A 17199-nucleotide genomic window follows, 5' to 3' on the forward strand; every position below is an offset into this window, starting at 1 on the left:
GCTTTCAGCTGCTGCGGTAAAGGCTGCTAGAACATTACTTCGCGACAGGAGCTGCCGTAGTGTTACTGTGACGTGTTTCTACAGGTGGAACTCGAAGAATTGAAATTAAGGGTGAACCCATGACAGCAGCAGACGAACCGAGCTATTCCATTCGCGCGGTTCAGCGTGTCTGCGATCTGCTCGACTTCATCCAAGCAAACCCTGGCACGTTGACATTGGCACAGCTATCAGAGGCAGCGAGCCTGCCGAAAAGTTCGGCATTTCGCTATCTAGAGACTCTGGAGCAGCGCGGATACGTTCATCGCGGCGCCTCCGGCGTGTACTCGGTTGGCGTCGCGCTACGCACGGAACGAGTGGACGTTATCGTCGATAGAGCGCGTCCTTACTTGGTGGAGTTGCGTGATCAATTTGAGGAGACCGTAAATATTGGTCGCCTTGATTTCAACCGTGTTCTCTATCTTGACGTTGTCGAGAGCCAGCGGTCAGTGCGACTCTCGGTGCGACCGGGCGACCGGGAAAGCATCCATTCCACCGCACTGGGCAAGGCAGTTGCGGCGTACCTCCCGGAGCGCCAAGTACGCGGAATATTGCGCGTCAGCGGAATGCCGCGTCTCACAGATGCGACCATAACGAGCGACGAAGAGTACCTCGCCGAGCTCGACAAAGTGCGAGATCAGGGGTACGCCATCGATGACGGCGAGAATGAACGGGATGGTCGCTGTGTCGCGGTCGGCATCCCCGGGCTGCCTGTCCCCATGGCGATTAGCTTGTCCGCGCCCGCGATGCGCTTTCCTCGCGAGGATGTCCCACGTGTAGCGCGCCGCCTCATGGAAATCGCCGAACGCCTCTCTGGCCCGCTTCAAAACGCCGAGCCCGAAACTCCTCCACTCTAAAAGCCTCAGAACCTCCATTCCGGATCACCTAGTAAAACTCGGCGTGCAGGCAGGCAAAACCACTGTTAGGGTGGTTGCCAACTGAGCCCTCGGCGATCGGACGAAGATGACTGCGCTTGACCAGTTTCACATGGGCGGCACGATTGCCGTCGTCACCGGCGGAACCGGACTCTACGGAACCCCCTTTAGCAAGGCCCTAGCCGAAGCCGGGGCACACGTCATCATCACTTCAAGAACCCTTTCCTCTGCGCAGCATGCTGCAACTGACCTGACGAGTTTGGGGCTCTCTGCGGAAGGGTATGAGCTCGATCAGGGCGATCCGTCTTCGATAACAGAGTTCAGAGATAAAGTTCTTGCCAACCACGGTCGTGTAGACGTGCTTGTCAACAACGCGGTTCTCCGCGCTGGCGGAGACCTGCACGGAACCACCGCCGAAGATTGGTCCGCAACGTCAAACGTGAATAGCCGCGGACTCTTTCTGCTGACGCAGGCTATTGCGGAGTCAATGCAACAGCGGCGATCAGGCACCATAGTCAACATTGCTTCAATTTATGGACTCGTAGCTCCGGATTTCCCTATGTACGAGGGCACGCCCGTAACTTCTCCCATTTTCTACGCATACGACAAGGCAGGGATGGTGGGCCTGACGCGCTACCTCGCCAGCGCCCTAGGTCCATACGGGGTTCGCGTGAACTGCTTGGCGCCAGGCGGACTTCGCACGGAGGAAACCAACGTGACCTTCGATGCTGCCTATTCTTCGCGAGTGCCTCTGGGACGCATGGCGGAGCCGGACGACGTAATTGGGGCGCTCCTCTTTCTCACCTCAAGTGCTTCGCGATATGTCACCGGCGTAACGCTGCCTGTCGATGGCGGCTGGACCGCCAAGTAGGGCCTCGCGTTACGATCACGTTTCGCTGCTTGACGCGCGTGACTCCCCGCGCATACTATCGGGAATGAAACGATCGCTTTCATTCAATGAAACAAGTTGGCAGTGTTGCCAGGTTGTTCTGAAACGGAGACAATCACATGAGAACTCGCAGACCACTCATGCTGATCGCTACGGCGGCAGTAGTCGCTCTGCTGGCGTCGGCGTGCGCAGGGAACACCAATGAGGGTTCGGGGGGCGATAGTGACGGACGAGCGGTTAGCGTTCAGCTCTACCAAGCGCCAACCACGTTTAACCCACTAGTCGCGGCGATTGGCCCCAATCAGCTGATGGGGCAGTTGCACTGGGATGGCCTGCTGTCCGTCACTGCTGACGCTGAGTATGGTCCCCGACTTGCTGAGTCGTGGGACGTTTCGGAGGACGGCCGCACGTGGACATTTAACCTTCGCGACGACGTACGCTGGAGCGACGGAGAGCCTTTCACCGCCGAAGACGCCGTCTTCACGTTCAACCTTTATGCGAACCCCGAGGCAGGTAGCGCGTACGCCGGCAAGTACTCCGCGGTGGTCGGCGCGACAGAGTTCGCCGATGGGAATGCCGATAGCGTCTCCGGATTCCGCGCGGTGGACGACTTCACCTTCGAAATCGAATTGATCGAGCCAAACGTTGCATTCCTGGAAGAACTGGTCGCACCGATATTCTTCATTCTTCCTGAGCACGTCGTAGGGGAATTTCCCATCGACGGGCTTACCGACAACCAGTTCTTCCGCGAGCCGACCGTCGGTATCGGTCCGTACGTATTCGAGCGCTGGCTAACAGATGACCAAGCTGAGTTCGTCGCGAACCCCGAGTACCGCACTGAACTTGGCTTGGATCGCGTCTTCGCGCGATACCTCGCGACCGACGTAGCTATGGCGCAACTCGAGACCGGCGAGCTGGACTTTGCTCAGGTCTCCGCCGCTGACTACGAACGAATGAGCGGTGTGGAGGGAGTCACCCTCCAACGCACCGAGGGACCCGGCGTTATGGCGTTGCACCCTGCACTGGATGTACCGCCACTACAAGACCCGCTCGTACGCCAAGCAATCATGCACGCGATCGACCGCGAGGCACTCGTAGAGGAAGTCCTCGCCGGTCACGGAAAGGTTGTGGACACCCTTGTGCACGGCCCCGACTGGGCGGTGCCTAGCGACCTTACACACTACGACTACGATCCCGACAAGGCACGCGACCTTCTTGCGAAGGCCGGCTGGGATGCGAATACCACAGTCGAACTGATGATCGTTCCGGGTCAACGTGACCGCGACACGATTATGACCATCGTTGCAGCCCAACTCCAGGAAGTCGGCATGAACGCTGTCGTCGAGCAAGTCGAGCCAGCGGAGCAGGGTGATCGAATCGCGAACCGCAGTTTCGGCACACTCCTGTCAGCCTATGGTCTCTTCAGTGTCGACCCAGCGTCGATGAACGCTCGAGTCATGTGCGAACAGATCGGTGGAGCTAACCTGGTCGCCTACTGCAACCCTGAGTTGGACACACTCCTCAAAGCCGGAGTCGCGACGACTGACGAAACCGAGCGCGAAGCAATCTACGCTGACGCTCAGCGAATCATGAACGAAGAGCTGCCGATCATGGTCCTCTACGTTCCCGACGTTCTGGCTGCTACAAGTGAGCGACTCCAAGGCTTGGCTTTGAACCCGCTTGCGACGGATGCCTTCTGGGACGCTGCCGAATGGACGGTTACGGACTAGCATGATCGCCTTGCTCGCGCGCCGCCTGACACTCTCTCTTGTCGTTCTCGCTGGAATCAGCATGCTGCTGTTTGCTCTATTGCAACTCATGCCTGGTGACCCGGCCCGAATGATGATCGATCCGCTGACTTTCCGCGGAAACTGGGAAGAGGCTGTTGACAGGCGGCGCGCCGAGCTGGGGCTGGATCAACCGCTCCTCGTTCAGTACGGGATTTGGATCTCGGAGGTGTTGAAGGGCAACTTCGGATTTTCATACACTAATGGTCGCCCGGTCACTGAGTTGCTCTTTTCCCGCCTTGACGCCACGGTACGGCTGACCGGAACTGCGCTTATCATCGCGCTGGCAATCGGAATCCCCGTCGGAATCATTGCTGCGATCCGCCGCAACACTGTCGTCGACTACGGGGCGACCGTTGTCAGCCTTCTTGCCATTTCAGTTCCAAGCTTCTTTGTTGCCCTTCTCGGCATATACGTGGTCTGCCTCCAGCTGGGGTGGTTGCCCACAGCGGGAATGAACTCGCCCGGCAAAAGTGACTTTTTAGACTCTTTGGTGCACCTCATCCTTCCTGCGTCGATACTGGGATTTGCGCTCGCTGGTCCATGGGTTCGATACTCACGGGCCGCGATGATCGAAGTTCTCAATCAGGACTTTCTTACGACCGCCCGCTCTAAGGGCCTCGGCCGACTACACATCATTAGCCGTCACGCTCTTCGCAACGCGATGATCCCTCTCGTTAGCGTCTTGGCAATTCAGATCCCCAACCTTCTGGCAGGCGCAGTTGTGATCGAGCAGATCTTCTCTTGGCCAGGGATGGGGCGCCTTGCCCTCGACGCGGTACGCGCTCGGGACTATCCAGTCGTTCTAGGCTTCGTACTTTTCGTCGCAGTTTTTGTCCTCATCGCCAACCTCATCGCGGATATTCTCTACGCCGCGATTGACCCTCGTATTCGGCTGACAGGAGCAAAGCGATGACTACCAAAGACCGCAGCGCAACATCCGGACAAGACACAGCCCTTGTCTCGGCATCGCCGAGACAGCTCGCAATTCGTCGTTTCCTGCGCCATCGAGTTGCAGTGGTTGCGCTCGCGGTTATGGTGCTTCTCGCTCTAGCAGCAATCATCTTGCCGTATGTCGTCTCGATCGACCCTAACGCGGTAGATGTCCGGGCGATTCGACGAGCGCCAAGCCCAGAGCATCTTCTTGGCACGGATGCGGCCGGGCGCGATGTGCTAGCCCGGCTCATTTCTGGCGGCCAAATTTCTCTCCTCGTGGGGTTATCCGCTGCACTCATTGCGACCTTTACTGGACTCGTACTGGGCGCGGTCGCGGGATACTTTGGTGGATGGGTCGATAGCCTCATCAGTCGCTTCGCCGATGTCGTGATTACGTTTCCGACCCTCATCGCAATCATCGTTATTGTTGCCTTCGTTGGACCTAGCCTGCTAACCCTCATCATCGCGATTGGCCTCTTCGGCTGGCCAGTTGCATTTCGAATTGTGCGCGGTCTCACGCTCTCGCTTCGCGAGCAGGACTCGATTCAGGCGACAGTCGGCATTGGTGCGGGACCAGGCCGCATTCTGCGAAAGCACGTCATGCCTTCCGTAATCGCTCCGCTCACCGTAGTGGCCACCCTGGAGGTCGCTCAAGCGATCCTCCTCGAAGCCGCCCTTTCATTTCTTGGGCTTGGTGTCCCACCGCCCACCGCCAGCTGGGGGAACATGCTTAACGATGCGCAATCACTCACAATCCTTGAAACCACGCCGTGGCTGTGGCTACCGCCGGGAATCGCAATCGCCGTAACCGTGCTCGCCGTCAACTTCGTCGGCGATGGGCTCCGCGACGCAGTCGACCCAAGGTCGTCGCGATGACGGCGCCGTTGCTGAAACTCGAGAATCTCACCACCGAGTTCAAGGTGGACGGAGGGACGGTCCCTGCGGTGAATGGCGCAAGCTACGAGGTCATGCCAGGTGAAACTCTTGGAATCGTAGGTGAGTCCGGTTCTGGGAAGTCTGTGACGATCGCCTCCGCCTTGGGCCTGCTCCCGACTAATGGGCGTGTAGTCAATGGCCACGCTTGGTTCGACGGTCGCGACCTTGTCACGTTGTCTGATCGAGAGCGTAGCCGGATCCTCGGCAAAGAGATCGGGCTCGTATTCCAAGACCCGATGACTGCGCTCAACCCGGTAATGCGGGTGGGAGATCAGATTTCCGAAAGCCTGCTGCGGCACGATCGAAGCCTCGGACGGCGTGCGGCGGCTGCGCGTGTTGTGGAGCTACTTGCTGAAGTCGGCATTCCATCACCGGAGCAGCGAGCGCGACGCTACCCCCATGAATTCTCTGGTGGGATGCGACAGCGCGCGATGATCGCGATGGCGATCGCTAATAGGCCTCGACTTATCATCGCGGACGAGCCGACTACTGCTCTAGATGTCACGATACAGGCTCAGATTCTCGACCTGCTCCGCAAAGTACAGCGCGAGAACGATGCCGCACTCGTTATGATCACCCATGATCTGGGCGTAATCGCCGAGTTGGCACAGCGCGTGGTTGTTATGTACGGCGGACGGGTCGTGGAAACGGCCGACGTCGACACACTATTCCACGCGTCTCGCCACCCCTACACTCGCGGGCTGCTCGAAAGCCTTCCTCGACTCGGTTCTCGACAAAAGGAACTACTAGCAATTGGCGGTCAGCCTCCCGACCCCCGCTCGCTGCCCACCGGTTGCCCGTTTGAGCCACGCTGCCCTGTTGGGCGGGGCCGCGAAGTATGCCGAGACACACGCCCTCCATTAGAACTGGTCGGACGAGGGCACGTCTCTGCATGTCACTTTTCTGAGGAACTAGGCGCGACGAAGGAAACCCAATGACGAGCGAACCGATTCTTTCCGTTGAGAACCTTGTCAAGCATTTCCCCGTGCATGGAGGGCTCCTCCAGCGTCAGGTAGGAAGCGTTCAGGCGGTGAGCGACGTTTCCTTCAATATTTATCCCGGAGAAACCGTCGCTCTGGTCGGCGAATCCGGATGTGGCAAGTCGACAGTCGGCAAAACCATCATGCGATTCCACGAACCGACGTCTGGCTCGGTTCGTTTCGAGGGGCGAGATTTGGCAACATTACGACCCGCGGAGTTGCGCAAGATGCGTCGCGATGTTCAGTTCGTATTCCAAGATCCGTATTCTTCCCTGCCGTCCCGTATGCCTGTCGGTGAAATACTCCTCGAGCCCCTTGAAGTCCACGGCGTCGGTAATGCACGTCAGCGGCAGGAACGTGTGCTGGAGCTTCTTGAGCTGGTCGGCTTGGGGGCTGAGGCACTCGGCCGGTATCCACATGAATTTTCCGGCGGTCAGCGGCAGAGGATTGGTATTGCTCGTGCGCTTGCTCTCGAACCAAAACTTCTGATTCTGGACGAACCCATCTCTGCTCTCGATGTGTCCATTCAAGCTCAGGTAATCAACCTGCTCGCGCGCCTCCAGCGCGAGCTCGGCGTTGCCTACCTTTTCATTGCCCACGATCTCGCCGTGGTGCGGCACCTGGCTCACCGTGTCGCTGTCATGTATCTAGGGCGAATTGTTGAGTATGGCGACGCAGAGACGGTGTTCACTCGCCCATCGCACCCCTATTCTCAAGCCCTCTTGTCTGCAGTGCCGCAACCCGATCCTCGCCTTGCGGCCCTTTCCACTCGGCGTTTGCTCCACGGCGAGCTGCCGAGTCCGACGGCTCCGCCGCTTGGATGCTCATTTCATACTCGGTGCTGGAAAGCTAAGCCGGAGTGCTCACAAGAGCGCCCTCTTCTGCAGATTCGAACTCCTTCCGGCGCTGAGTCGGCGTGCTTCTTCGCGGAAGAGGAGTCGATGGTGGCAGAGGAGCGAGCATGAGCTCCTCGCGCTGGACCTCCAGCCGAATCGGCGCAGAAGCTGGCGTGGGAGATCCGGGAGTAACGGTCCACGAACTGGATTCGGGTATCGCCGGGCCGATGGTCCTTATTCTCGGCGGAATCCACGGCAATGAAGTGGGCGGTATCGTCGCAGCGGGATCACTCATCGAGTCGCCACTCGAGCTCCTTCGCGGCCGGCTGGTCGTCGCGCCGATTGCGCACGAGGCCGCTTGGAGTGCGGATATGCGCGAGAGCCCTATCGATGGAAAGAACCTAGCTCGTGTATTTCCCGGCGATCAAGCGGGTAGTTCGACCGAGAAGTTGGCACACCTCATCGCGACGCGCCTCATCGGCGCAGCGGATATCTTGATCGACTTGCACACCTCGAGCCCCGACACCGATATGCCTCTGTTTGCCGGATGTCTCGATGACGGTTCACCCGCTGCAACTCGGGCTGTCGAACTTGCCGTCGCCTTCCGAGCACCGACGGTCTGGACCCACGAGTCTCTCGGCGATGGTCGCACGCTTAGTGTTGCGCGTGACCGAGGAATTCCAGCGATTTACGTCGAGTCGCCGGCGGGGGGCGTGCTTTCAACCGCGAACCTGACCGCCTACCGCGCGGGAGTTATCCGGGTGCTCGCCGCTCTCGGAGTTGTCGAAGCGCAAGAAGAATACGAAACGTCAGTCGATCAGCTATGGATCCACGGCGATGGCGACGTTGACGCTTTCTCGCACGCAGCACACGACGGTCTGTTCGTCGCCGAACGCGGACTGCTCGATTCAGTCCGCAGCGGCGAAACGATTGGTCATGTTGTAGACGAACGCGGGCGCGTTATCGAAACTGTCGCCGCGCCAGAAACGGGGCTGGTCGCTACGATTCGACGACATTCACGAGTGTGCGCCGGCACGCCGCTGGTGGGGGTCGTACCGTATCGCCCGGATCATCTCGGGCGGGACAGTGATGCGATTGCTGCGCGCGTTGCATCGTCGGCCGGACTGACGAGGGAAAGAGTGGTGCAGCGATGAGTGACTCGCGGACACGTGTTTTGATAACCGGTGGTGCGACGGGAATCGGAGCGGCAATCGCCCAACGCTTCCTCGACGATGGAGCTGCTGTTGCGGTCTCTCAACGCACAGAAGAGTCGCTACGACACAACCTCGCAAGTTCCGGGCTCGAGGGCCGCGTAAGCGGTCTCGTCGCCGACCTCTCTGATGAAACAGCAGCGGCTCGATTGGTCGAGGAGGCGGTGGATGCTCTGGGAGGCCTGGATGTTCTCGTCAACTGCGCTGCGCTTACCGGCGATCGTGCCCGTCGTCTCGCAGAGGAGATTGACGAACGACACGTTCAAGCGATGCTCACCGTGAACCTCGGTGCGGTAATTCTTGCTTCGGTTGCCGCCTGTGCCCAGTTCCGCAAACAGGGAACTGCCGGTGTGGTCATTTCAATTTCCTCCGTCATGGCACAGGCGACCCAGCCCGGCGCGGCGGTCTACACGGCAACCAAGGCCGGCGTTAACGCCTTCACCAAATCTCTCGCCTCCGAGGCGGGAGCCGAGGGCATCCGCGTGCTCACTGTTTCCCCGGGAGACATCCGTACCGACGCGAGTCCCGAACCCGGCGACATTGTCGATGGCGGCACGGGCGCACGCACGCAGCGGGTCCCGGCTCTGGGGCGACCGGGTCAACCGACCGAGATCGCCGACGTCGTGTCATTTCTCGCGGGTCCAGAGGCTTCCTACATCACCGGTGTCGACATCATCGTCGACGGCGGTTGGCTCATTCGCTAACAACTGAGAGGTATCAATCTAAATGACGCACCCAGGCACTTCAGCAGCACTACCCGATGGAATCATCACCCCACTGGTGACGATGCTTGACGCATCCGGAGACATCGATGTGCGCGCAATGACGGCTCTCGTTGACTCACAGGTTGCTTCCGGCATCGATGGAGTGCTCGCTTCAGGCTCGACGGGCGAGCTCGGCACGCTGGGAGCGTCATTGCGCTTGCGTGCGACAGAGGTGACGGTGCAAGCCGCTGCTGGCCGAATTCCCGTCTGGGCCGGTGTTGCCGGACTATCAACTGATGACGCCCTAGTCGAAGCCAAGGAGGCTGCCGCCCGCGGCGCCGATGCCTTGCTCGTGCTACCGCCCTTGTACTTCACACACAGTGACGACGAACTGCGCCGTCACTTCGAGGCGATTCGCACGATCGATCTCCCGATCATCGCGTACGACGTACCGCCACGCACACCTCAGAAACTGAGCGTTGGGCTGCTCGCTCGCCTCGCAGCGGACGGCAACCTCGACGGCGTGAAGGACTCCTCAGGGGATCTCACTTCAGGTCGCCTACTGCGCGCGGCGATTCCGTTGGACTCGGGCTTCAAGGCCTATGCGGGAAGTGAAGTGACCCTCGAATCCGTAGAGGCAATCGGCTTCCAAGGAGTTGTCCCCGGCTTCGCAAACTTCGCGCCGGTGGTCTTTGCTGAGTTGTGGCGGGTGCTGCGTAACGGCGACCGTGAGCGGGCGTGGGAACTCTCGAGCTGGGTCAGCGCGACATTTGGCATCATTGGCGTGCCTTGGGCTGGCGCTGGCGGTCCGGCCCAAGCGATTGCTGCACTCAAGGTTGCGACCGCGTGGGCACTGGAGCTTCCGCTCGCTCAGCCAATGGGCCGCCCATTGGAAACCATCCCGAGTGCGGAATTCTGTGAAGGAGTCGTTGAGATTTTGGATCGCGCCATGGCATCCGGATCGGTCGAGCATGTGGCGTTTCGCTGATCGGCTTCCTTCCCTCGCTCCGAAAAGTATTGTCAGCTTGGGCGAGGGGGAAACTCCGCAGCTCGATTTGACCGGTGTCGTTCCTGGACTGGAGAGTTTGACACGGTTCGAGCTGAAAATGGAGGACCGCAATCCAACCGGATCATTCAAAGCTCGGATAGCGTCCCTCGCTCTCTCGCTCGCCCGAGACCAGAACCTACGAGGCGCAGTCGGCACCTCGTCCGGTAACGGTGGAGCCGCCACAGCAGCGTACTCGGCCGCGGCAGGACTCGAGGCAGTTCTCCTCGTTCTGCGAGGTGCCTTGGAAAGCAAGGTGCGGGAGATACGAGCGTACGGTGCTCGTGTTATTGAAGTTGACGGCCTCGGCCACGACGCAGATGCCACGATCACCACGGCGAGAAAAGTTGCGGCCGCCGCTGAGAGGTTCGGCTTCACGCCAATGCTCACCGGCTTTCGATTTGCTCCAGAAGCTATGCGCGCCGTGCACACCATCGCCTGGGAAATTGAGGAGTCGGCGGCGGCCGTCGACCACGTGTTTGCGCCAGTGGGGGGTGGCGGACTTGTTGCTGGGCTTTCGCAGGGCTTCTTGGCATCGGGTCGAGCCCCACGGGTTTTTGGTGTTCATCCCGACGGGATGGATGGAATCGTTTCGGCGCTGGCTGGCGATCCGATCGGTCGCGCCGCGGGTGCGGGCACTGAGATCTCGGGACTGCAAATGGCGGCGCTGTATGACGGCCCTGCCGCGGCCGCTGGCATTCGGGCAACCGGTGGTTCGGCAGTAGCGGTGTCGGATGCGCACATTTATGCCGCGCAGAGCGATCTCGCTTCCCTAGGGATTTTGGTTGAACCCGCGGGGGCAACGGCACTCGCGGGAGTTCGTCAGGCGTTGTCCTCGGGTCTTATTGATCATACCGCCCGCGTCGTCGCGGTCGTCAGCGGCGCCGGGTACAAAGACCCGCAGTCGGTTGACCGTTTCGCTCGTCGATCCGAGGGTGCCCCGGTGTCATCGTCAGATCTCGATCGTCTTCTTGAGACGTTGCTGGCATCGGAGGGCTCGAGATGAGTGGATTCCGTATCGGCGTTGCAGGACTCGGGTCCATCGGGCGTCAGCATATTGCGGTGCTGAGCAAGCGCGGAGATGTGCAGACGGTGGGCTTCGACCCTTCAGAACCATTGCGCGATCGAGTGCAGCAGGAGTTTGGTACCGAGCCCGCAGCGACCCTCGATTCGATGCTCGATTCGGGGCTGGACGCACTCGTGATTGCCAGTCCAGATCCCTTTCATTTACCGCAGTTGGCCGCGGCGGCCGCTCGAGGAATTCCGACGCTCGTGGAGAAACCTTTGGCGCCTTCTCTGGCAGACCGAGAACTTATCGACCAGATTCGGTCAACCGGGGTCCGCGTGCTCATGGGTTATGTGCTGCGACACCGGGCTGTCGTTCGGGAAGTTCGAGCCGCTCTCCAGTCAGGCGTGATCGGCAAGCCGGCGGGGTACCAGGTGATGCTTGGCGCGTATGGCACTATCGCCGCTGCGGAGTCACGGTTCCGGACACCGGAGGAGAATCGGTTGCTTCGCGACTATTCCCACGAGTGGGACTATTTACGCTGGTTCTTTGGCCCCATCGCCGAGGTCGTTGCCCACTCTCGGGTGTTTCCTGATGTAGAGCACGTGGAGTCGCCGAATGTTGCGGATGCACTCTTGGTGCACGCGGGTGGACTTAGCGGCGCGGTTCATCTCGATTACGTTGAGCCCGTGGGTGTGCGCACGATCCATGTTGTAGGGGAGGGAGGGAGCCTCTTTGCTGATCTCAGCGGTGGAAAGATTCGGGTGAAGCAGACCGATGGCGCCGAGTCCGTGCGTGATCTAACAGAGTTGCCGGCCGAAGCACTGCGACGGCAGGCCGACCATCTCGTCGCTGTAGCCCGAGGAGAGCAGCCGCTCGTCACGCTTGATGACGGGATGGCCGCACTTGCGGTCGCGGAAGCCACCGCGCGTTCCGCGCGCGATCGCGCGTGGGTGACCCTTCCCGTTGACGGCCCAACCAACGCCGCCTAGTCTTTTGCTGATTGAAACTGTTAGTCTTACTAGGTGAAACCATTTGGATCGCGTAATCGATGCGCGACGTCCCGGTTTTGTTTTTTGAGACTGCGGGATACTGGGCGGTTCCTTCGCGGAACCAAGGAGAGAGAGAATGACTGCGACCGGTGAAGAGACGACGGTGATCTCGGAATGGCCGAAATCACGCACAGCGTGGGAGCGTGCATCTCGCTCTGTCAGCGGTGGAGTAGCCACCGCGCTTCGGGCGACCGCTCGTCCGCATCCGCTCTTTTTCACCGGCGGCGCTGGTGCGACACTGACGGACTTCGACGGCAATAGCTATATCGACTACGTGCTGGGGTGGGGGCCAAACATCCTCGGTCACGGAAACCCAGCGCTTGTTGCTGCGGTGCAGGATCAAATCACCCGAGGCGCGACCTATGGCTCCGGCCACCTCTTAGAATTCGACGTCGCTGAACGGCTGCTCGAAGCGTTCCCTGGCACCGAGCGAGTGCTGTGGTCAAACACCGGCACGGAAGCAAACCTCGTTGCGTTGCGGATTGCTCGTGCCGCCACCGGTCGTGAGCACTTTGCTAAGTTTTCCGGCAACTACCACGGGTGGTCCGATCCGATGCTGATTGGCTACCGCCCCAACTCAGCAAGCGACTCGGCACTCGAGAGTCGCGGTCAGCTCGCAACCTCCGCCGAGCACGCGCACGTGCTGAATTGGGGTCAAGCCGAAGAGCTCGCATCGTTACTCAGCGAACGAGACGACATCGCCGCCGTTCTGCTCGAACCTGTGCTGTGCAACTCTGGCGTTATCGAGCCCCCTGAAGGATTCCTTGAGCGAGTGCGTGAACTGTGTGATGAACACGGGGTCGTGCTGATCTTTGACGAGGTCATCACCGGGATGCGAATCGCCTACGGTGGAGCAGTGGAGCGCTACGGCGTCTCACCCGACATCATCATTCTCGCCAAGGCAGTTGCGGGTGGTTTGAGCCTCGCAGCACTGCTCGGGAAAGCACGTCTTCTCGACCTCACTCTTGAGGGTGTCACCCATGCCGGGACCTACAACGGCAACCCCCTAGTGCTCGCCGCCGCTGGGGCAACCCTTGATGAACTCAGCCAACCGGGAGTGTACGAGAGGATGGAAACCCTCAGTGCGCGACTAGCAGAGGGCTTCCGCGATTCGCTCGCCGCACACGACATCGTGGGGGCAGTCAATCAGGTTGGCCCGGTAGTGCAGGTCACCCTCGGCGTGCCCGCGGTGGCCAGCTTCACCGATTTTCAGGGCGCCGACCAGGAGGGGTACGCCCAACTCCTGCTTGAACTTCTCCGGCGCGGTATCTTCGCCGTCGCCGGCGGTCGCTGGTACCTTTCAACGGCTCACAACGAAGAACAAATAGAGCGCACCATTGGGATTTTCGCTGAAGCTCTCTCCGCGTTTTCCGCACTCGAAAGGCAGTGATGGCTAGACCTCGCGTCGGGGTGCTAGGGGTCTACCACGAGACGAACACTTTCAGTCCCTTGCGCACGGGTTCCGAACAGTTCGCTCACCGCTGGTATGTGGGACAGCAAGTGGTCGACGCCTTCGCCAACACGCGTACGGTTTGCGGTGGCTTTTTCGATGGCGCTCGTGAAGCTGGCCTCGAAAGCGTCCCACTTTTCGCCACATTCGCAACCCCGTCAGGCACGGTCGAGAGAGATGCTTTCGAAGGCATTCTCGACGCGGTGCGGCTGGCGCTTCGCGGCACTGATGAACTCGACGGCATTCTGCTGGAACTGCACGGAGACTTCGTGGCTGATGGGGTGGCCGACGCAGAAGAGCAGATTGTTGCTGCGATCCGCTCGCTCCTTCCCGACGCGCCCATCGCTGCGGTGCTCGACTTACACACCAACTTCGCACGTCCGCGACTGGAGGATGTGGAAGTCCTGATTGGGTATCGCACCAACCCGCACATCGACACCTATGAGCGTGGGAAGGATGCCGCATCCGCTCTTGCCGCTCTTTTGGCCGGCGAGCCGGCTCCTTACCGGGCGCACCGCGGACTGGCGATCGTGGCTCCCCCGGCGGCGCAAAGCACGGCTGATGCTCCCTTGAGCGAGCTCATCGACGCCGCACGCGTGCTGCAAGAGAAAGAGTCACTCCTCGATGTGACCGTCTTAGCCGGTTATGCCTATTCGGATACCGCGCACACAGGGATGGGGTTCCTCGCCTCAGCCCGCCCTGACCGCGCCGACGCCGCCGAGAGAGCAGTTCAGGCACTGCTCGACCTCGCCGAATCCAAAGTTTCAGCATTCGCTGCCGAGTATCCGGATGCCGATGCCGCGATCGCGCAAGCGGCAAATTTGCGGTCCACCGGTCGGCCAGTAACAATCGCCGACACCGGCGACAACATCAACGCGGGCGCGAGCGGAGACACGACCTGGCTTGCCGAAGCGGCGCTGCGATACGGCAGCGGACGCTTCCTCACCACGATCACCGACCCCGCAGCACTCGCTCTGCTCGAATACGCCTCTGAAGCGAGAGCGGTGCAGCTTGGTGGCGCTGCATCCGTTCGTTCAGGAAACTCGTTGAAGGGCACAGCGAAAGTGCTGCGAGTCACCGACGGCAAGTTCACCAATACGGGCCCCATGGCGACCGGTGCAGTCGTGGACATGAAGGGCGCCGCGTGGGTACGCATCGGTGTTCTCGATATCGTGATTCAAGGAAGCTCAGTGCAACCAAACGATCCTGGAATGTTTACCGCCCTCGGAATTGACCCCGCCGACTATGACGTGCTGCTCCTTAAGGGCGCTGCAGCGCTCCGAGCCGGCTGGTCGCGCTACAGCGACCACTTCGTCTTTGCCGGCACGCCAGGAGAGACCGACTCTCTTCTTGGCCGCCTCGACTACGAGCGCGCGAACATCCGCACCGACCACCTCACCCCCGGCGGCTCCGCATGAGGCTCACCGCGGAATGCTTCCTGCTCGCCAGCGGATACCTAGGTTTCGGATTGAGTGACTATTGGGACGGGAATGCCTATGTTCTCCGTTCCGGAAACGAAGCCGTCATCATTGATACCGGAGCGGGACGATCGCCCGGCGCCCTCATCGCGCGGGCCGAAGCGCTTCTCGATCGCGCAAAGCTCAAGGCGATACTCATCACTCACGGCCATGTTGACCATTCAGGTGGCGCAACGTCCCTGTCTCGCGCTTTCAACGCACCGGTCCTCGCGAGCGCGCGTTGTGCAGAAATCCTCCGCGCAGGTGACGAAGAGGCCGTGGGGCTTCCCCGTGCTCGCCGAGATGGCATCTATCCGGCCGACCAGCGGTTGGAAGCGGTCGCCGCTGAATTCCTTGATGGCCCATTGCTTGTTGGCGACATACGCGTAACTCCCGTCACGACACCCGGACACAGTGAGGACCACATGGTTTTCGTGGCCGAGACGTCGCACGGCCGCGCGTTGTTCAGTGGAGACCTCATTTTTCCGCAAGGACGGATCGCCCATCTGAACACCCCTGACGCCAACGTGGCGGAGTCGGAACGAAGCATCCGGTCGCTGGCCGATCTTGGTATCGATCAGCTTTTCGCTGGACATGGCGCTGCGGTGCTCGGTGGGGCATCTGCCCACTTCGAGACCGCAATCGCCGCGTTTGACCGAGGCGAAATGCCTCCTTCTCTTCTGTCGTGACACCGAAGTAACCACCGAAAGGAAATCATCGTGATTACACACTTTGGAGCTCATCCCGATCGCACACTCACCCCAGCGGTGCGCGCGGGAGACTGGCTGTACATCTCCGGCCAAGCGTCTACCGATCCAGAAACGGGACAGTTCATTCCAGGTACCTTCGAGGAGGAGTTCGCCCGATCGATCGCTGGTCTCGACCGTGTGCTCGCCGAAGCGGGCGCCACTCGCGCGGACATTGTGCGCATCGGCGCCTACGTTCGTGACGAGGCAGCGCTGCCACGCTACAACGAGCTGTATCTCGCTGAATTTGCGCATCCGCGCCCCGCTCGCACGACCGTTGCGATGGGTTTTGAATTCCTGCAGTTCGAAATCGAGGCAGTCGCCTTCTTGGGATCACAAACCAACCCCGCGGAGCGTGGACTATGAAACTCATGCGCGTTGGTGCTCACGGGCAAGAGCGACCGATGGTTCGCGTGGACAACGATGTGCTTGTAGACGTTTCAGACATCGTCACAGACTTTGACGAGCACTTCTTCGCCTCTGACGGTGTCGAGACGCTGCGTTCCACCGTTACGAAACGCGCGACGTCGGGACAGACTCGCGGGCTCGAAGGTGAGCGCGTTGGAGCCCCAATCTCCCGCCCTCATCAGATCATCTGTGTCGGGCTGAACTATCGCAAGCACGCCATCGAATCCAACATGCCCATCCCAGAAGAACCAATCTTGTTCACGAAAGCGCCTAATACTCTTGTCGGACCGAACGATGACGTCTGGTTGCCTCGCGGTGAATCAAAGACCGACTGGGAAGTCGAACTCGGAATCGTCATTGGGCGACGGAGCGTGTATCTCGATAGCGACGAGGCCGCCCGCGCCGCCATCGCCGGGTACGTGCTCAGCAATGATGTGAGTGAGCGGGCGTTCCAACTTGAGCGCGGTGGTCAGTGGACGAAGGGAAAGTCGTCGCCGACATTCAACCCCTGCGGCCCGTGGCTGGCTACACCTGACGAATTCGACAACGTCTTAGATCTGGACGCTTGGCTCGAAGTCAATGGCGAGCGCTACCAGGACGGCTCGACGTCGGACCTAATTTTCAATCCGATTCAGATTGTGCGCTACATCAGCCAGTTTATGATCCTCGAGCCTGGAGACCTGATCAACACTGGAACACCCAGCGGAGTCGGCCTGGGAATGACGCCGCAACGGTGGCTGAAGGCCGGCGACTCCATCACACTCGGAATTTCTGGTCTCGGTATCCAGCATCAAGAAGTGATTGACACCCCGAGCGATCCCCTCTCAGCTAGTTCATAGGTGTCC

At 60.2% G+C, this 17199-nt stretch carries 17 protein-coding genes; all 17 read left to right on the forward strand.

The window, feature by feature from the left end; all coding sequences use genetic code 11:
• Positions 1 to 119 precede the first annotated feature (119 nt).
• The 17 genes from ACWTV1_RS06035 (at position 120) to ACWTV1_RS06115 (ending at position 17193) form a co-directional block, all read left to right on the forward strand.
• On the forward strand, positions 120 to 893 hold the full coding sequence (locus ACWTV1_RS06035; protein ID WP_498504505.1) for an IclR family transcriptional regulator: 774 nt from the start codon (positions 120 to 122) through the stop codon (positions 891 to 893).
• 106 nt (positions 894 to 999) lie between these two features.
• Positions 1000 to 1782 (forward strand): SDR family oxidoreductase, encoded by a 783-nt coding sequence (locus tag ACWTV1_RS06040; protein WP_498504506.1) that lies wholly within the window; start codon positions 1000 to 1002, stop codon positions 1780 to 1782.
• A gap of 326 nt (positions 1783 to 2108) precedes the next feature.
• Positions 2109 to 3530 (forward strand): ABC transporter substrate-binding protein, encoded by a 1422-nt coding sequence (locus tag ACWTV1_RS06045; RefSeq protein ID WP_498504507.1) that lies wholly within the window; start codon positions 2109 to 2111, stop codon positions 3528 to 3530.
• Position 3531: 1 nt separating this feature from the next.
• The gene (locus tag ACWTV1_RS06050) at positions 3532 to 4503 is read left to right on the forward strand and encodes an ABC transporter permease (protein ID WP_498504508.1); all 972 of its coding nucleotides are present in this window, start codon (positions 3532 to 3534) and stop codon (positions 4501 to 4503) included.
• On the forward strand, positions 4500 to 5399 hold the full coding sequence (gene opp4C, locus ACWTV1_RS06055; RefSeq protein ID WP_498504509.1) for an oligopeptide ABC transporter permease: 900 nt from the start codon (positions 4500 to 4502) through the stop codon (positions 5397 to 5399). Before ACWTV1_RS06050 ends, opp4C begins: the two co-directional genes overlap by 4 nt.
• Positions 5396 to 6397 carry an ABC transporter ATP-binding protein gene (locus ACWTV1_RS06060; RefSeq protein WP_498504510.1) on the forward strand — a complete coding sequence of 334 codons (1002 nt, stop codon included), beginning with the start codon at positions 5396 to 5398 and terminating at the stop codon, positions 6395 to 6397. Before opp4C ends, ACWTV1_RS06060 begins: the two co-directional genes overlap by 4 nt.
• Positions 6394 to 7404, forward strand: a complete 1011-nt coding sequence (locus tag ACWTV1_RS06065) for an ABC transporter ATP-binding protein (RefSeq protein WP_498504511.1) — start codon at positions 6394 to 6396, stop codon at positions 7402 to 7404. The genes ACWTV1_RS06060 and ACWTV1_RS06065 overlap by 4 nt, the downstream gene beginning before the upstream one ends.
• Positions 7401 to 8429, forward strand: coding sequence for a succinylglutamate desuccinylase/aspartoacylase family protein (locus ACWTV1_RS06070; protein WP_498504512.1), 1029 nt, complete (start codon positions 7401 to 7403; stop codon positions 8427 to 8429). Before ACWTV1_RS06065 ends, ACWTV1_RS06070 begins: the two co-directional genes overlap by 4 nt.
• Positions 8426 to 9190: an SDR family NAD(P)-dependent oxidoreductase gene (locus tag ACWTV1_RS06075; protein WP_498504513.1), complete on the forward strand. Its 765-nt coding sequence runs from the start codon at positions 8426 to 8428 to the stop codon at positions 9188 to 9190. Before ACWTV1_RS06070 ends, ACWTV1_RS06075 begins: the two co-directional genes overlap by 4 nt.
• Positions 9191 to 9212: 22 nt before the next feature.
• Positions 9213 to 10178 (forward strand): dihydrodipicolinate synthase family protein, encoded by a 966-nt coding sequence (locus tag ACWTV1_RS06080; protein WP_498504514.1) that lies wholly within the window; start codon positions 9213 to 9215, stop codon positions 10176 to 10178.
• Complete coding sequence (locus ACWTV1_RS06085; RefSeq protein WP_498504515.1) at positions 10162 to 11241, forward strand: pyridoxal-phosphate dependent enzyme; 1080 nt, start codon at positions 10162 to 10164, stop codon at positions 11239 to 11241. Before ACWTV1_RS06080 ends, ACWTV1_RS06085 begins: the two co-directional genes overlap by 17 nt.
• The gene (locus tag ACWTV1_RS06090) at positions 11238 to 12233 is read left to right on the forward strand and encodes a Gfo/Idh/MocA family protein (RefSeq protein ID WP_498504516.1); all 996 of its coding nucleotides are present in this window, start codon (positions 11238 to 11240) and stop codon (positions 12231 to 12233) included. The genes ACWTV1_RS06085 and ACWTV1_RS06090 overlap by 4 nt, the downstream gene beginning before the upstream one ends.
• Positions 12234 to 12369: 136 nt before the next feature.
• On the forward strand, positions 12370 to 13683 hold the full coding sequence (locus tag ACWTV1_RS06095) for an aspartate aminotransferase family protein (RefSeq protein WP_498504517.1): 1314 nt from the start codon (positions 12370 to 12372) through the stop codon (positions 13681 to 13683).
• Positions 13683 to 15161 (forward strand): M81 family metallopeptidase, encoded by a 1479-nt coding sequence (locus ACWTV1_RS06100; protein ID WP_498504518.1) that lies wholly within the window; start codon positions 13683 to 13685, stop codon positions 15159 to 15161. Before ACWTV1_RS06095 ends, ACWTV1_RS06100 begins: the two co-directional genes overlap by 1 nt.
• 50 nt (positions 15162 to 15211) lie before the next feature.
• Positions 15212 to 15889: an MBL fold metallo-hydrolase gene (locus tag ACWTV1_RS06105; protein ID WP_498504519.1), complete on the forward strand. Its 678-nt coding sequence runs from the start codon at positions 15212 to 15214 to the stop codon at positions 15887 to 15889.
• A 30-nt stretch (positions 15890 to 15919) separates the two neighbouring features.
• Positions 15920 to 16312 (forward strand): RidA family protein, encoded by a 393-nt coding sequence (locus ACWTV1_RS06110; protein WP_498504520.1) that lies wholly within the window; start codon positions 15920 to 15922, stop codon positions 16310 to 16312.
• Positions 16309 to 17193, forward strand: coding sequence for a fumarylacetoacetate hydrolase family protein (locus tag ACWTV1_RS06115; protein WP_498504521.1), 885 nt, complete (start codon positions 16309 to 16311; stop codon positions 17191 to 17193). Before ACWTV1_RS06110 ends, ACWTV1_RS06115 begins: the two co-directional genes overlap by 4 nt.
• Positions 17194 to 17199 lie beyond the last annotated feature (6 nt).

It is taken from the genome of Salinibacterium sp. VpJ6, from assembly GCF_059767345.1.

Coding starts and splice junctions, on each gene's coding strand:
- ACWTV1_RS06115 (WP_498504521.1), top strand. CDS start 16,309: ATGAAACTCATGCGCGTTGGTGCTCACGGGCAAGAGCGACCGATGGTT.
- ACWTV1_RS06090 (WP_498504516.1), top strand. CDS start 11,238: ATGAGTGGATTCCGTATCGGCGTTGCAGGACTCGGGTCCATCGGGCGT.
- ACWTV1_RS06095 (WP_498504517.1), top strand. CDS start 12,370: ATGACTGCGACCGGTGAAGAGACGACGGTGATCTCGGAATGGCCGAAA.
- ACWTV1_RS06050 (WP_498504508.1), top strand. CDS start 3,532: ATGATCGCCTTGCTCGCGCGCCGCCTGACACTCTCTCTTGTCGTTCTC.
- ACWTV1_RS06100 (WP_498504518.1), top strand. CDS start 13,683: ATGGCTAGACCTCGCGTCGGGGTGCTAGGGGTCTACCACGAGACGAAC.
- opp4C (WP_498504509.1), top strand. CDS start 4,500: ATGACTACCAAAGACCGCAGCGCAACATCCGGACAAGACACAGCCCTT.
- ACWTV1_RS06060 (WP_498504510.1), top strand. CDS start 5,396: ATGACGGCGCCGTTGCTGAAACTCGAGAATCTCACCACCGAGTTCAAG.
- ACWTV1_RS06085 (WP_498504515.1), top strand. CDS start 10,162: ATGTGGCGTTTCGCTGATCGGCTTCCTTCCCTCGCTCCGAAAAGTATT.
- ACWTV1_RS06040 (WP_498504506.1), top strand. CDS start 1,000: ATGACTGCGCTTGACCAGTTTCACATGGGCGGCACGATTGCCGTCGTC.
- ACWTV1_RS06070 (WP_498504512.1), top strand. CDS start 7,401: ATGAGCTCCTCGCGCTGGACCTCCAGCCGAATCGGCGCAGAAGCTGGC.
- ACWTV1_RS06080 (WP_498504514.1), top strand. CDS start 9,213: ATGACGCACCCAGGCACTTCAGCAGCACTACCCGATGGAATCATCACC.
- ACWTV1_RS06045 (WP_498504507.1), top strand. CDS start 2,109: ATGGGGCAGTTGCACTGGGATGGCCTGCTGTCCGTCACTGCTGACGCT.
- ACWTV1_RS06065 (WP_498504511.1), top strand. CDS start 6,394: ATGACGAGCGAACCGATTCTTTCCGTTGAGAACCTTGTCAAGCATTTC.
- ACWTV1_RS06075 (WP_498504513.1), top strand. CDS start 8,426: ATGAGTGACTCGCGGACACGTGTTTTGATAACCGGTGGTGCGACGGGA.
- ACWTV1_RS06035 (WP_498504505.1), top strand. CDS start 120: ATGACAGCAGCAGACGAACCGAGCTATTCCATTCGCGCGGTTCAGCGT.